The 15,568-nt window shown below is 49.1% G+C and carries 13 protein-coding genes; 12 read left to right on the plus strand and 1 reads right to left on the minus strand.

All coding sequences use genetic code 11. The features are described from left to right. Positions 1-207 precede the first annotated feature (207 nt). From B0F88_RS17630 to B0F88_RS17650, 4 genes are all read left to right on the plus strand, one after another. On the plus strand, positions 208-1,992 hold the full coding sequence (locus B0F88_RS17630; RefSeq protein ID WP_104425263.1) for a sigma-54-dependent Fis family transcriptional regulator: 1,785 nt from the start codon (positions 208-210) through the stop codon (positions 1,990-1,992). Between the two features lie 1,282 nt (positions 1,993-3,274). Continuing rightward, positions 3,275-4,726, plus strand: a complete 1,452-nt coding sequence (locus B0F88_RS17640; protein WP_104425264.1) for a c-type cytochrome — start codon at positions 3,275-3,277, stop codon at positions 4,724-4,726. Beyond that, on the plus strand, positions 4,726-6,030 hold the full coding sequence (locus B0F88_RS17645) for a c-type cytochrome (protein ID WP_104425265.1): 1,305 nt from the start codon (positions 4,726-4,728) through the stop codon (positions 6,028-6,030). Before B0F88_RS17640 ends, B0F88_RS17645 begins: the two co-directional genes overlap by 1 nt. A gap of 24 nt (positions 6,031-6,054) precedes the next feature. Next, complete coding sequence (locus B0F88_RS17650; protein WP_104425266.1) at positions 6,055-6,363, plus strand: hypothetical protein; 309 nt, start codon at positions 6,055-6,057, stop codon at positions 6,361-6,363. Between the two features lie 303 nt (positions 6,364-6,666). Here the strand turns inward: B0F88_RS17650 and B0F88_RS17655 are convergent, their stop codons facing one another. Continuing rightward, positions 6,667-7,350, minus strand: a complete 684-nt coding sequence (locus tag B0F88_RS17655) for a hypothetical protein (protein WP_258076721.1) — start codon at positions 7,348-7,350, stop codon at positions 6,667-6,669. Positions 7,351-7,947: 597 nt separating this feature from the next. On the opposite strand from B0F88_RS17655, the gene mmoX reads away from it, so the two are divergent. From mmoX to groEL, 8 genes are all read left to right on the plus strand, one after another. Beyond that, positions 7,948-9,531: an aromatic/alkene monooxygenase hydroxylase subunit alpha gene (gene mmoX / locus B0F88_RS17660; RefSeq protein WP_104425267.1), complete on the plus strand. Its 1,584-nt coding sequence runs from the start codon at positions 7,948-7,950 to the stop codon at positions 9,529-9,531. Between the two features lie 117 nt (positions 9,532-9,648). Then, the gene (gene mmoY, locus B0F88_RS17665; RefSeq protein WP_104425268.1) at positions 9,649-10,827 is read left to right on the plus strand and encodes an aromatic/alkene monooxygenase hydroxylase subunit beta; all 1,179 of its coding nucleotides are present in this window, start codon (positions 9,649-9,651) and stop codon (positions 10,825-10,827) included. A 12-nt stretch (positions 10,828-10,839) separates the two neighbouring features. After that, positions 10,840-11,262 carry a methane monooxygenase regulator MmoB gene (mmoB, locus tag B0F88_RS17670; protein WP_104425269.1) on the plus strand — a complete coding sequence of 141 codons (423 nt, stop codon included), beginning with the start codon at positions 10,840-10,842 and terminating at the stop codon, positions 11,260-11,262. A gap of 9 nt (positions 11,263-11,271) precedes the next feature. Continuing rightward, positions 11,272-11,778, plus strand: coding sequence for an aromatic/alkene monooxygenase hydroxylase subunit gamma (gene mmoZ, locus B0F88_RS17675; RefSeq protein WP_104425270.1), 507 nt, complete (start codon positions 11,272-11,274; stop codon positions 11,776-11,778). 241 nt (positions 11,779-12,019) lie between these two features. Then, positions 12,020-12,289 (plus strand): soluble methane monooxygenase-binding protein MmoD, encoded by a 270-nt coding sequence (mmoD, locus tag B0F88_RS17680; protein WP_104425271.1) that lies wholly within the window; start codon positions 12,020-12,022, stop codon positions 12,287-12,289. A 3-nt stretch (positions 12,290-12,292) separates the two neighbouring features. Next, the gene (mmoC, locus tag B0F88_RS17685) at positions 12,293-13,327 is read left to right on the plus strand and encodes an aromatic/alkene monooxygenase hydroxylase FAD-binding subunit MmoC (protein WP_104425272.1); all 1,035 of its coding nucleotides are present in this window, start codon (positions 12,293-12,295) and stop codon (positions 13,325-13,327) included. A gap of 22 nt (positions 13,328-13,349) precedes the next feature. Next, the gene (locus tag B0F88_RS17690) at positions 13,350-13,655 is read left to right on the plus strand and encodes a hypothetical protein (protein ID WP_104425273.1); all 306 of its coding nucleotides are present in this window, start codon (positions 13,350-13,352) and stop codon (positions 13,653-13,655) included. Positions 13,656-13,667: 12 nt separating this feature from the next. Next, positions 13,668-15,356: a chaperonin GroEL gene (groEL, locus tag B0F88_RS17695; protein ID WP_104425274.1), complete on the plus strand. Its 1,689-nt coding sequence runs from the start codon at positions 13,668-13,670 to the stop codon at positions 15,354-15,356. The last annotated feature ends 212 nt before the right edge of the window (positions 15,357-15,568 follow it).

Below are 15,568 nucleotides of genomic sequence, written 5' to 3' on the forward strand. Positions count from 1 at the left end.
TAAAACTGCGAGGATTTACAATTAATGACTGATGTTACGCAGTTAGTCGAATTTATACTGATTTAACGTTAAGGTGTCGTTAGGAGTCTGTCCGACAGACTCCTAGTCTTTTATAGAATAAAGGCAATGCGACACTATGCCGCATTGCCTCATTTTTTGATTTTGTTATCTTGGACTGGATGTTTTGCCCATAATCAAGAGAACTGAATGTTTATCGATTTGAACATCCCACAGCAGTCAAATTTGGCTCAGGAATTTTTCTTGCTGAGACAAACCATTGACTATCAGATTTATCGGCCTATGCAGGCTTGGCAATGGATGACGCAAACTCGTTCAGCGCCGGATCAATACGATTGGGTTCGCCCTGAAGTCACCGAATCATGGCAACGCTGTCTTGACGAGTACCGACTGCCGCTGGGTAATTACGCCAATTGGGATCGTTATCAAATCATCAGCCAGCCTATTCAGCTGGATAATCCGTCTCAAAAAATAGAAACATTAATTAAACAGCTCAACCTTAACTTCCATGTTTTTCTCAAAGAAGCCGGGGTTATGATGATGCTGGTCGCCGCTGACGGCAGATTGTTGTATGCGCTTGGAGAACAGCAGCCGGGGTCATTCATGTCACGAGCGAGTGAACGGGGAACCAACTGGCTGGAATCGGTGTTAGGCAATAACGGCATCGGCACGGCGATCGAGCTGAAAAAACCGGTCGCCTTTCAGGGTATGGAGCATTTTTTAAGCGTACTGCATCCTTTTACTACAGCGGGTTATCCCCTGCTTGATGAATCCGGTCATTTGCTGGCGGTCATCGGCTTAGTCAGCAGCCATCATCAGGAAAGCATGAATTCATTGTTTGCCTTTTTGCATCTTATCTGCGTATTAGTGAATACGGATTTTCCAGTAGCCAAAAATTTATTGGCGCAGCAGCGGGTGCTGGAAAAAATTTCCTTCAGGGCTGTCCCAAAAACATCTGGCGCATTCGGTGATGCAGCGGTTTCACCGGCACTGGAAGAGCTGGTGAAAAAGGCAGTCAAGTTGCAGCAATACAAAATCCCTATTCTCATTACCGGCGAGTCAGGGGTAGGTAAAGACCATTTTGTGAACCTCATTAAAAAGGTAGGTCCCAGAAAAAACACGCCGCTGATTGCGATCAATTGCGCATCCATTCCCCACGATTTGATAGAAAGCGAATTATTCGGTTACGCATCAGGGAGTTTTACCGGCGCGAAAAGCACAGGTAAACCCGGTAAGTTTATGCTGGCTGATACGGGCATCTTGTTTCTCGATGAAATCGGCGATATGAGTTTCGATTTGCAGTCAACATTGCTCAGGGTGCTGGAAACCTCGGAATTTACGCCGGTTGGCGGTAATAAACCGATACATGTGGATGTGCAGGTGGTTGCGGCAACCAATGTGCAATTATTGGAAGCCGTTGAAGCGGGCCGTTTCCGGCGCGACCTCTACTATCGCCTGAATGGTGCGCAAATCCATTTGCAACCGCTGCGTGATCGCGCCGATAAAAAAGCCATTATTCATCATATTCTGCAACGGGAATTAAATGCCATTTCAACCGAAGAGGCCTCGATTGAAATTTGTCGGGAAGTCATCAGCTTGTTTGAGCAGCATCCCTGGCCCGGCAATATTCGCCAATTGATTAATGTTATTCGGGCAACGCTATATACCGCCAGCAGCCGGTTCATCACCATACAGGATTTACCGATTGATTTTATCGCTGAATTAAAACAGCAAAAGCTGCTTGATATTACTCGCTCAAGACATCCTGATGCACAGGATAATTTATCCGTTATGAGCCTGTCGGACTGGGAGTTGCACGGCATCAAAACCGCATTAAAAGATTGCGATGGCAATATTTCCCTGGCCGCTAAAAAATTGGGTATTACCCGTACTACGCTTTATAAAAAAATTGAGCGTTTCGGTTTAAATAAAACGGGGGATGACGGCTTGCTATACGCAGCCATGTCAAATTAGCGGCTCGAGACAGTGAAAGTATTACCAAATCGGCTAAAAAATTATTTACTTCAGAGCACGAAGGACATGAAGAAAACAATCCTTTTAATTCCATCTATGAAATTATCGATGCGCTGGAAAGCGCTAATCATAGATCGGCACTGCCTAGCCTTGTAGATCGGATGTGCTTTATTCCCAGGGGCAAATATTGCAGCGGCTCTTTTGTTTGCCCACCACTGCGCCTCCCGGTCTACAGTCCAATCTGTCATTTTAAGGGGCTAAGCGAAAGGTGTCGATCAGGTGTTTTGTTTCAACTCAGCGTGATATTACACGGTAAAGCTGCGCTGGAAGACACGGTTAACATCGATACTAAAGTGCAGGAAAAGAACATCACCTACCCCCACCGACGGTAAACTGGCGATCAAACTCATCAACCGCCTGAACAAGCCGGCTAAGGCTTACGGCATTCAACAGCGCCGCACTTATGGCAAGGAAGTCAACAACCTGCGCTTAAGTCTCCGCCGCTAAAACGCGACAATCGTTATCAACGGGACAAAAAGCGCAAGCGCTGTCAGCGCCGGGCAGCCATAGAGCCGATCGTTGGCCATTTAAAGTCCGGCTTTCGTTTAATCAGAAACTTCCTCAAGGATACCGTCGGGGACTGCATCAATTTATTGATGGCAGCCGCGGCCTGGAATTTCAGCCTTTGGATGAGGCTATTTGTTGATCGTTAAAACGATTAAACCATCCCTGCTTCGGCTGATAGGTGCCCCAAAAACGCTATTCGTTGACATGGCTTCCGCTTAACAGCTTGTTACCGGCTGAGATCGGGGTCTTGGTATCTGTAAGCATGGTGGCGGCGCTTTTTTCAGGACAGATTGTCAGAAAGTTGTTTATGGAGCGGTTGAACCCGAACAAACACCGGTATCAATATTACGATGATGGTGTTCTAAAGCATGCGCAAATCAGGTGTTCCGTGCATCCATCGTAGAGAGTGGGGGGCCTTTCGCTACCGGGTTGCGACCAAATAATCCAGGAAAAAAACCTGTCAAATTGTTCATATTGTGGCTAGTGTCGTTTTATTGGACGTCTATTAAGTACCGATTATCCGGTTCACTTGCAGCCCCCCAGCCTCGCTCAGCCCGCAGCTCGCCAAATTCGCTAGCCTGGAAAATATTATTCGTTTTCCATACAAGGGCACAACTGTTGCTTAGTTACTCGGTGTTGTCCATATCGCTCGGTATATAACGGGCTGTTAAGCATGTGGCGATGGACTAGCGGTTTACCTAACCAAGAGGAACTTATGGATTTTCCCATTTTTCATATCGATTTTATCGGTAATCGCATGTTGATTGCAGTCGATGCAATTTTACATGTCATCATCAATCACGCTTTCGCCGTCGGTGCTTTACCGGTGGTTGCCCTGCTTGAACTTTCCGGCATTCGCCGCAAAGACGCGCGCTGGGACAAACTGGCGTACCGTTTGTTAAAAATAATCTTCATTATCACGACTACGCTGGGTGCGTTAACCGGTGTAGGTATCTGGTTTTCAGCATCGCTGGTTAATCCGGCGGCGATCGGCAGCTTGATCAGGGTGTTTTTTTGGGGTTGGTTTGTCGAATGGATCGTGTTTGTCTCTGAAGTCAGCCTGATTATGGCGTATTTCCTGAGCTGGCAAACTGCCGGCCGTTCGCCGGAAGCCAAGTTAATGCACCTGCGTCTGGGGATTTTTCTGGCCGTTTTTTCCTGGATTACCATGGCTATTATCGTCGCCATTCTTGGCTTTATGATGGACCCTGGCAACTGGGTGACTGAACGCACGTTGATGTCCGGTCTGTTCAATCCCATGTATCTTCCTCAGTTGGCGTTCAGAACCACATTGGCTATGGTGATGGGCGGCATGACCATGATCTGTTTGATTTATTTGTTCACCCGGCATGATCTTGCCTTTCGCACTATGGTTTTGCGCGTTATATCGAACTGGTCGGGCGCCTGGATGCTGGGGCTGATCGTTGCCTCGATCTGGTACTATCAAGTGATACCCAATCACATGCTGGCAAACATACCTGTGGCCGTCACCACGCAGGAATATGTCAGCTGGAACGGCAGATTGAAGTTGCTATTGATTGTCGGTTTGTTTTATGTAGGCCGGGTATTATGGTTATCAGTCAAACGTCCAGGCCAAGTTCATGGCGCAAAATACTTGGTCTCGGTACTGCTGCTGTTTGCCATGCTGGGGCAATTTGAGCGGGTGCGCGAATTTATTCGTAAGCCCTTTATTATCGGTAACTACATGTATGCCAACGGCATCCGTGTAGCGGATTACCCGTTATTGCAGCGCGACGGCATCCTGCAACATGCCACCTACGCCGGTATTCGAGAGGTGACAGCCGACAATCAAATCAGCGCCGGGCGCGAGGTTTTTGAACAAACCTGCACCCGTTGCCATACCGTCAACGGCGTTAACAGCATACGCGGTCAACTTAAAAAAATGTATGGCGGAAAGCCATGGAAGTCCGAGGTAATTGCTGCTTACATTGAAAACATGCACCGCGCACGTTATTTCATGCCGCCGTTTCCGGGGAATAAAGCCGAACTTGATGCGCTTGCCATCTATCTTGCCTCGCTGCAAAAGCGGGCTGCCGCCTTTAATGGCGCGCAAATCAACGGTATCCCGATGCCCGACAAAATTTCAGCCGCTACCGTTTACGGAACTTTACCCAATCTGAGTATTACCAATGGAGAACATGAATAATGAATGCCCCTATTCCTCGCGATATTCCATTACCGTTACCAGCCCCGGAAGGATTGCTGGAAATCTTGCTGATTGTGTCGTTCCTGGTGCATATCGTGTTTGTGCATTTAATGCTCGGCGGTTCCATGTTCAGTCTGGTTTGTCAAATTAAAGGCCTGAAAACGCCTGATTATGAAAAGCTTGCCTACAGAATTATGCAGACGGTCACTGTTAATAAAAGTTTGGCCGTGGTTATGGGGGTCGCCCCCCTGTTGATTATCAACACACTCTATGCGCCGCAGTTTTATGCGTCCAGTGCGTTAATAGGCGATATGTGGATGGCGGTGATTCCCATGGTGACGCTGGCTTTTCTATTGGCTTATGTGCACAAGTTCTGGTGGAATCACTTCATCAACATTCCAGAACTGCACATTGGCATTGCCGCCCTGGAAACTGCGCTATTTCTGTTTATCCCTTTGATATTCATGACCAATGTCAACCTGATGCTGTTTCCTGAATATTGGCCGCAAGTCAAAGGCTTCTTTTCCGCGATGCTGCTACCCAACGTGTTGCAGCGTTATCTGCATTTTATCTCAGCCGCCGTGTTGTTTAGCTCGTTATTTTTTGTCTGGTGGAGCGGGCGTAAAACATTTCTGCAGGAGGTCCAGTTCAGCAAATTGCGGGTTATTGATGTGCGCCGATTCTTTTACGCCTTCGCCTTTGGCGCCACCATTGTTCAAATCCTGACCGGGTTGGTGGTGTTTGTGACCTTGCCGGCGCAAGGCATGAGCTGGCGTTTTACTTTGCTGCTGATGCTGGGTGGCTCGTCGGCATTGCCGGCTATTTGGTGGATGTGGCAAAACCTGACGAGTCCAGGTCATCTGATTGATGACAACTTAAAGCGGATTATTGCCTGTTTTGCCTGTGCAGCCATCATTATGGGCATCGCCAGGCATGATTATCGGGAAAACGCCTTGGCTGACCACAAGACGGCCATCGCCGAGAAAACCGCCAATTATATGGCCGCCGTTAAAGAAGCCGGAGAACACGCGCAGCTGGATGCAAAAGATCAGGAAAGCAAAATCTCAGCTCCGGGCGAAAGCGCATTTAACCAAAACTGCGCCGCTTGTCACCATGCCACGTTGCCCACCGTTGGGCCGGCGTTGCAGGAAATTAAAGAAATTTATGCGGGCGATTCGGCCGGCATTGTGGCTTGGACCAAGGCTCCGGGTAAAAAACGTCCAGACAGTATGCAAATGCCTGGATTTGTGCAGTTAAGTGATGATGAGTTGACGGCGATAAGCCAATACATACTGAGTCATTAAATAATCATCAAGGCGAGGGGAATAATGAGCACACTAAAGCTTTTACAAGAACAACAAGGCCGCGCGGTTATAAAACCCGCTGGGTTTAAAGATTCACAGCGGAACGATCAATCAACCGATTTCCCACACAGCCAATACTTTCAGATTCATTTCCAACAGATGCATGAAAATATCCGTGACGTGCAAGATGAACTGAAGCAACTCAGGCACAATGTAGCCGGTTTGGACGTAAAACTGGATCAACTCACGGCGCTGTTAATCGACCGACAAGCCACGCTCTCAAGCCATTCTTATCCGGCCGCGCAACAAAACAGCAACAAATCCAGGCACTGATAGATAGGCTAACAAACATTAGCTTCGGAGCCGCCCTGTTCGTTAACAGGGCTTTGTGCTGATCGGCAATTTCTTTGACGATGACCCTATTCAAATTACAAGGCCGGCTTTGCTACTCCGCCTAGGCATCTCGTGATGTTTGGCGTAGCAAAGCTGATTTTGCGATTCTAAAAATTACGTTTTGTGACACACTATTACATAGGTAGATATTTTGTTCCATGCGTTGCCGATAGCACCCAAAGCAGGCGCTTTAGGCGGCGCATGGACCAGTGGATCTACCTGCCAGGTTAAGTTGTCATGTTCTTACGCTATAACCAGTAATGATGAAATAACATCAAAATAAACATCAAGTAAAGCCGACAAGGCATTGTGAGACAAAGCCTGTAAGGTCGCTGAAGGCTGCGCCATCAACAAACTGAAAAAATCCGCCAGAGCATAGTAACTGCTAATCAAAATCGCTTCGGCATCTGCGCTATGCGAGGTCATATAATCAGTTATCGGGGCGAGTGCGCTCAGCATAAACTGTTCAGGGTTATCCATAAACATTTGCCAATACCGCTCAGACTGTTCACTGGCCGTTGTCACATAACGAGTCACCGGCTCAAAGGTCGCTAAGGTTACCTGTTCGGGGTTATCCCAAAAAGCCTGTAAATACTGACCTGTTTTTTCCTTGCCTGTGCTCACCGTGACTTGCCAGTCCTGATAAACGGGCAACACAGCGACCTGAACCTGGGCATAAAGGGCAGTGCCGGTATAAGCGGCCTGGTCATACCAAGCAGTCAGTGTTTCAACAGGATGCTCGTAAACCCGTTTGGCTGCGACAGCCACAACGCCGTGAGCATCGATTAATGCGTTACGCATATCCTGATACAAGGAATTAAGCTGAAAACTGACTTGGCCATACAGTTGTGTTGTCGGCAAAATCAGCTTGTTTTCCAGATCAAGCTGGCGAATAGTAAAAAAATCCGGTTGATTAAAAATGGGCATACTTTCCTCAATGAGTCTGTACAACAAAACGCTAAACAATAACGCTTGATTCTAGCTTGACCGGGGGAGATTAAACATGCGACACGTTGCCGCGCGACAACTTGTCTCAAAACAACGCCTCAAGAAAAGCGAAAGGCGAATCAGCACGCAAAAAAAATGCGGTCAATAGATATTGACCGCACAAAAAGCTCTTAAAACCCTTTAGGAGGCTGTAATCATTAAGAGTGGGTTCATTCTAGTCAGCTCTATCCCTCTAGTAAATATGACATTTTGCCGCGCGGCAGGTTGTCGCAGGCAGGTTGTCGTCATCTAACCGGGTGCCGTTCGAATTTATGCAAACTGTACGTTTTATAACTGGACAGTGTCTACTAACTGGACAATGTTTAGATTTCTCTCTATTGCCGTCGATCTTTGTTATCTTTTTGTTTTTCTTGGTTATTTTTGTCTGGTCAAAGTTTGGCACGGTGCTTGCTTTTAGCGTTACAGGTCGTCGTTCAGCCTGGAACTTCGCATTAAGACGTGTTGTGTTTCTTTGTTTGCATAGTAACGATGGCCTATTTGATTTTATCTAAAACAAAAACATGAGGAGTAGTCTATATGGCTATAAGTACAGCAACAAAAGCAGCGACTGACGCTCTGGCGGCCAATCGCGCACCCGTGAGTGTCAATGCACAGGAAGTGCACAGATGGTTACAAAGTTTTACTTGGGATTTTGAGAAAAACCGGACCAAATATCCGACCAAGTACAAAATGGCTAACGATACCAAAGAGCAATTCAAGCTGATCGCTAAAGAATATGCGCGTATGGAATCGGTTAAAGACGAACGTCAATTCGGCAGCTTGCAAGACGTTTTGGCGCGTGTGGATGCGGCTAAACGCGTACATCCAAAATGGAACGAAACCATGAAATTGGTGTCCAACTTTCTGGAAGTGGGCGAATACAACGCGATTGCCGCGACAGGTATGTTATGGGATTCGGCAACCGCGCCTGAGCAAAAAAACGGTTATCTGGCGCAAACCCTGGATGAGATCCGTCACACCAACCAATGCGGCTATGTGAACTATTACTTCTCCAAAAACGGCCAGGATCCGGCCGGCCACAACGACGCCCGCCGCACCCGCACGATCGGGCCGCTGTGGAAAGGCATGAAACGGGTATTCTCGGACGGCTTTATTTCCGGCGATGCGGTTGAATGCTCGATTAACTTGCAGTTGGTCGGCGAAGCCTGCTTTACCAATCCGTTGATTGTTGCGGTGACCGAATGGGCGGCTGCAAACGGCGATGAAATTACCCCGACGGTATTCCTGTCTATCGAAACCGACGAGTTGCGGCATATGGCTAACGGTTATCAAACCGTGGTGTCCATTGCTAACGACGAAGCGGCTTCAAAATACCTGAATACCGACCTTAACAATGCGTTCTGGACTCAGCAAAAATACTTTACTCCGGTATTGGGCATGGCATTCGAGTACGGCAGCCACTTCAAGGTCGAGCCTTGGGTTAAAACCTGGAACCGTTGGGTATACGAAGATTGGGGCGGTATCTGGATCGGCCGTTTGGGTAAATACGGCGTCCAGTCGCCCGCCAGCTTGCGCGACGCCAAAAAAGACGCCTACTGGGCGCATCACGACTTATTCCTGATCGCTTATGCCTTATGGCCGACCGGTTTCTTCCGGTTGACGCTGCCGACTGCCGAAGAAGCCGAATGGTTTGAAGCCAACTACCCAGGCTGGCACGAGCACTACGGCAAAATCTATGAAGAATGGCGTGCGCGCGGTTGCGAAGATCCAAACAGCGGCTTTATTCCGTTGATGTGGTTCATCGAAAACAATCACCCCATCTACATCGATCGCGTCTCCCAAGTGCCGTTTTGCCCCAGCCTGTGCAAAGGCGCAAGCACCCTGCGCGTGCATGAATTGAACGGCAAAAAACATTCATTCAGCGACGACTGGGGCGAGCGCATGTGGCTGTCCGAGCCTGAACGTTACGAATGCCAAAACATCTTTGAACAATACGAAGGACGCGAATTGTCCGAAGTCATCGCCGAACTGCACGGTGTGCGTAGTGACGGCAAGACTCTGATTGCACAGCCGCATACCGATAAAGACGGCAAGCTGTGGACATTGGACGACATCAAAAAGCTCAACTGTGTTTTTGCCGATCCGCTGAAATCACTTTAACGTTTAAACACATCAGCAATGACCGGTTTGCTTGAGCCTGGTGGGGAGTTGGCATCCACACCCGCAACGGCGCATAAAACCGGCGATTGCTAAAAACAAACAACACGGGAGACACCTATGTCGATTCAAGTAGAAACTGGAAAACGAGGCTTGACAGATCCGGCGATGGCAAAAGTAATTGCCGATGCCGTACCTGCTCAGCCTTTAGATACACAAAACAAGATGAATTATTTTGTTAAACCGCGCGGACGCCGTTTAACCGAATACGAAATTTTGTGCTGCTACGCGCAACCTACGCCGGACTGGATTCCCGGCGGTTTGGATTGGGGCGACTGGACGCAAAAATTCCACGGCGGCCGGCCGTCCTGGGGGAATGAAACCACCGAGCTGCACACCACCGACTGGCACCGGCACCGCGACCCGGCCCTGCGCTGGCATGCGCTGTATGTAAAAGATAAAGCCGAAGAATGGCGTTATACCGATCGTTTCCTGAAAGCTTATTCGGCAGACGGCCAAGTGCGTTCCATCGATCCTAAATGGCGCGATGAAGTGTTGAACGATTATCTGGGCGCATTCTGCTTTAGCGAATACGGATTGTTCAACTCGCACTCATCCGCTTCACGCGATTGCCTGGGCGACACCCTGCGCATGAGTATCGCGATGATCGGTTTGGACAAGGTCGATAACGCCCAAATGATTCAGCTGGAAAGAACATTCCTGGCAAAACTGGTTCCAGGCTTCCCCGAATCCACGGATGAACCCAAAAAAGAATGGACGCAAGGCGCTATTTACAAAAGCGCAAGGGAAACGGTCGAAGACATCTGGCAAGCCACTTATGACTGGAATGAAATCCTATGGTCGGGCCACATGGTCTATGACGCATTATTCGGCCAGTTTGTGCGCCGTGAATTCTTCTTGAGACTGTCGTCCTATTTCGGCGACAACCTGACGCCGTTCTTTATCAACCAAATGCAGTTATATCATTCGCAAACCAAAGGCATCACTGGTGACATGTTCTTTCACTGCCTAGCCGATGACGCGGAGTTTGGCGATTACAACAAACGCCTGCTGCGAGCCTGGACTAATAAATGGTTACCCAGAACGGTCAATGCATTGAAAGACTTTATGGGCATTTTCTCCAAAATCCCTGAAATCAAGGGCGTAACAAGCAGGGATGCGGTCGAAGCGGCGCTCGAACGTGTTTTTGACGACTGGAAACGCGACTGCGCCGATCCAATCAGCTACAAAGTCGATACCGCGGCGCTCGTTAAAACAGTCCTAACCGGCCTTAAATAAAAGGAACAAACAATGTCTAAAAGTTCAAATGCATATGGCGCTGGGATCATGGCAAAAAACGGAAAAGCTTTTTCCGACGAGTATTTTGCCGAAGAAAACCAAGTGTTCCACGAAAGCAATGAAGTGGTGCTGGTATTAAAAAAATCCGACGAAATTAACGTCATCGTTGATGAATATTTGTTGGGCGATCATGCCGATGAAAATCCAACCTTGGTCGTTGAAGACCGCGCTGGGTATTGGTGGCTGAAAGCAACCGGCAAAATCGAGGTGGATTGCGCCGAAGTCGCCGAGATACTGGGTAAGAACTTCTCGGTATATGACTTCCTGGTGGATGTCAGCTCGACCATCGGCCGCGCTTACACATTGGGCGATACTTTTACCATCACATCAGAATTGATGGGTCTCGATACCAAACTGAAAGACTTGCAATCTTAGGAGTTCACTATGGCTAATTACAAAATTCATGACAACCCGGTACGCGACGAGTGGATGCAGAAAATCGACGGACTGAGAACACTGGCTCAAGGCGCTGCTTTTTTGGTCGATTTTCGCAAAAAATACACCACGCCATTGCGCGCTGACTATTCGCTTGAGCTCGATTGGGGTTGGGTTGAAGTCAAAATCGAAGAAAAAGTGGCTATGCTTAAGCATCACGAGTTCAACGATCAGCAGTTTCTTAACAACAACACCTGCGGTACGAATGCGCAAAAAGTGGCTGATGCGGTAGTGGCTAAAATGGCCGCCTGCACGGATAAATACGAAGCCGAAAAACTTCATATCGATTTCAGGATAAAAAACAAACCGCCGATCATGCCTGTGAATGTGTTTATGGATACCGACCGGATTCTCGGCACCAAACTCATGGAGCTTAGAAACACCGATTATTACGCGTTGTCGCTGGAACAATTGCGTAAAGAGCGCGGCGTAAAAGTCATCGCTTTGCAGTCGTGATTTGAGCGACGTCAGAAATCAGGTCGAGTGCATGACCTGATAAGTCATCGGGGCATCCGCATAGTATGAAAGGTATGCTGTGCGGGCGCTTCCCGGAATCCATAAATAAGGTTTTCTGTTTAAGCAGGGACAATTTAAGGTTAAGCCGTTCGTGGTGAGCCCTTCGACAAGCTCAGGGCGAACGGTTAAGCCTTGCGTGTGTCCCGCCTTAAAAGGAAATCCATAAATACCACGGTGAACCATGCTAGAACCATCAAATGCAGTGTCGTATCAACAAGACAGCGGAATGCTGAATCAGAACTCCGATCTTACCAAGCTCTATGATTCACAACCCTACACCGCCTACACGGAAGACCTGGAGTTCATGTGGCGCTGGACTATTTACCAAGATAACAAGCTGGTCCAGGAAGGCTGTTCATTGACATTAGAAGCGTCGAGACGCGCCGTTCAACATGTGTTGGCATTTTTCAGCATGAATGGCCGGGACAAAAAAGCAGAACAGGAGTTGTAGTTAATGGTGAGTACACATCAGGTAAAAATTATTACTCAGGATGACGAGTCGGTAACATTTGAATGCCGTTCCGATGAGGATGTCATCAGCGCTGGATTGCGCCAGGATATTTATTTAATGGCCTCTTGCCGCGAAGGGGGCTGCGCCACTTGCAAAGGCTATTGCTCGGAAGGCGATTACGTTTTGGGTAAATTCAGTTCCCAAGCGCTGCCTTACGAAGAAGAGGAAGCCGGCGAAGTGTTGTTATGCCGTTGTTACCCGACAACGGATATAGAAGTCGAAGTGCCTTATACCTACGACCGCATTTCATTTTCGGACGAAGGTTTGGCGTTTGAAGCGGAAGTGGTCGAGCTGTCGCAGATCTCCAGTAACGTGGTTAAATTCCAGCTCAAACGCACCGGTGACGACAAACAGGTTAACTTCGCTTCCGGGCAGTTTTTCGATCTGGAAATCCCAGGCACGGACATCACGCGTTCCTATTCGCCTGCCAACACCGCCAATCAACAGGGCGATTTGGAGTTTTTGATCCGCATAGTAGAGGGTGGACAATTTTCAACGTATTTGAAAAATGACGCCAAAATCGGCCAAAAGATAAACGTCAAAGGGCCTTCAGGCATCTTCGGCTTAAAAGAGAACGGCTTTACGCCGCGCTATTTTGTCGCCGGCGGCACAGGGCTAGCGCCGGTATTATCAATGGTTCGGCGGATGCATGAATGGGACGAACCGCAAAAATGCGTGATTTATTTCGGCGTCAATACCGAGGAAGAGATTTTTTACCTGGACGAACTTGACCGGTTGGCGGAGGAAATGAAAACGCTGGAGCTGAGAAACTGCGTTTGGAAATGTTCGGATGAATGGCATTGCGAAAGAGGCAGCGTGGTGGATATTTTACGCCGCGATTTACAGGAAACCGCCGCCAAACCGGATCTTTACTTATGCGGCCCGCCGGGCATGGTGGATGCAACGTTTGCGGTCTGCGCCGAGTTGGGCATTCCCAAGGAGCGCATTTATCTGGAAAAGTTTCTGCCCAGCGGCTAGGGCAATGAGCTTGGGGATAATAATGAACCAACAGGATCAAGAATTTTTGCACGAAATGGTCATACAGTTGGATGACACCATCAGACAGGTGACGGCGGAAGAAAAGGCGCTGGTTTACCGTATCGGCAATGACCGTGTTGCAGAGCTGGTGGAGTTCTGGAAAAAAGAACTCTCTGTTGAAGAGGAACTGCTGCTAAAAGCCAGTTTCGACCATTGGGATAAACAATTGATCCGTACCTGGGCGCGGTTAAAACGCGCCCATCACACCCGCGCCGAAGTCGGGCAGACATTGATGAAAATGAATGCCCGGCCGGGCCGCCAGCCATAAACGGAAACACTTATGAGTAAACAGATTATTTACAACCCCGAGATACGGGTACGCGTCATGGAGGGCATCAACCAAGTGGCCCGCGCTGTCGCGGTAACCTATGGCAGCGCCGGTCCTGCGGTGATGATACAGCACCGTACCGACGGCATTGCGCCGGTGTTTACCCGTGACGGCGTAACCGTAGCGAACGCCATGACGCTACAGGATCGTATTGCCGATTTGGGCGCCCGGATGTTGCGCGACGTTGCCGGTGCGATGTCCAGGCAGGTCGGCGACGGCACGACTACCGCTATTGTGCTTGCTCAGGCGCTTGCCCAAGGCTGCCTGAAAAGCGTTGCGGCTGGCTTCCATCCCATGCAGTTACAAAAAGGTCTGGATTTGGCGCTGACCTTGGTGGAAAAAAACCTGCTGGACAAGGCGGTGACCGGCGTTAGCTCAGACTGGGTGGAAAAAATCGCTGCGGTAGCCAGTAAAAACGAAGTCAAAGCCGGAAAATTACTGGCCCAGGCCCTGGAAGAACTGGGCTTGCAAAGAACGCTGACTTTTCAGTTGGGCAATGGCCTGGAAGACGAACTGGACATCGTTGACGGCATACAGTACGAGCAAGGCTATTTGTCGCCGTATTTCATAACCGACAAGATCCGCGCCGAAGCCGTGCTGGAGCATCCCTATATTTTGTTGTACGACCGGGAAATCAGCGACTTGATGGAGTTGGTTCCCATTCTGGAACAAGTCAAGGAGCAGGGGCGTTCGCTATTGGTGATTGCCGATGACGTAGTCGGCAGCGGCTTGACCGGCTTGCTGCTGAACCATGTGCGCGGCATTTTCAACGTCGTAGCGGTTAAACCGCCCGGCTTTGGCGACCGGCGCATTAACCGGCTTAACGACTTGGCCTTGCTGACCGGCGGCCAGGCGATTATTGACGCGCCCGGCTTGAGCTGCAAACTTGAACAGGTCACGCTAGAGCAACTGGGGCAGGCGAGAAAAGCGGTCATTACCGCAAACGGCACGACTATTATCGGTGCGGAGGGCGATCAAGCCGCCGTCGCTCAATTATCCGAAACGCTACGCCGGGAAGCCGAGCTTATTTTGGCCAGAAAACCCGGCGAGGGTTCGGCGACCGGCAATCAACACGACTTTGGCGAATTACAGGAACGTCTCGCGCTGTTGTCAGGAAAAACCGGCACTTTTAGCGTCGGCGGCAACACCGATTTTGAAATTAAAGAACGCATGGTGCGCATTGAAAATGCCTATTTGTCCGCCAAAGCGGCATTGGAAGAAGGTGTCCTGCCCGGCGGCGGCCTCGCGTTGTTTCGCTGCATTGAGGTGCTTGAAAAAACCATTGCCGAAAATGCCCAGCAACAGCAAGGCTTGTACATCATGCAGCAAGCCCTGGCCGCTCCCTTATTGAAAATCACCCAAAACGCCGGTTTAAACAGCGAGGCCGTCATTGCCTGCCTCAACGCCCAGCATGACGATCATTACACATTGGATACCCAGTACCATTGTTACGGCAACTTCCTGGAGATCGGCGTCATTGACCCGGTAAAAGTCATGCGCTTGGCATTACGCAATGCAGTCAGCGTCATCGGTACGCTTATCGCCAGTGAAACCGTGGTGATGGATGTTCCAGACCTGTCCATTATGGCGGATTATTCGCCGGAATGGGCGGCGGCGACACGCGAAGACCCCCGAGCTTGAAGCGGTACAGGTGGATATTGGGCAAAGAGACTTGGTCTGGCACTCGCGGCTAATCCTGTCGATTGAGGCATTCGGTGCGGCACGTTACGGCGTAACATTTAATAGATTTGTAAGGTTTGAAATGGTCTAATTAAACAGGACACTTCTAAAGACAGATTTATAATGTCATCAGAGGTGAATATGAGTAATCAAAATAAACACAAACGTCCGAA

The organism is Methylobacter tundripaludum (assembly GCF_002934365.1).
Classification (GTDB): domain Bacteria; phylum Pseudomonadota; class Gammaproteobacteria; order Methylococcales; family Methylomonadaceae; genus Methylobacter_A; species Methylobacter_A tundripaludum_A.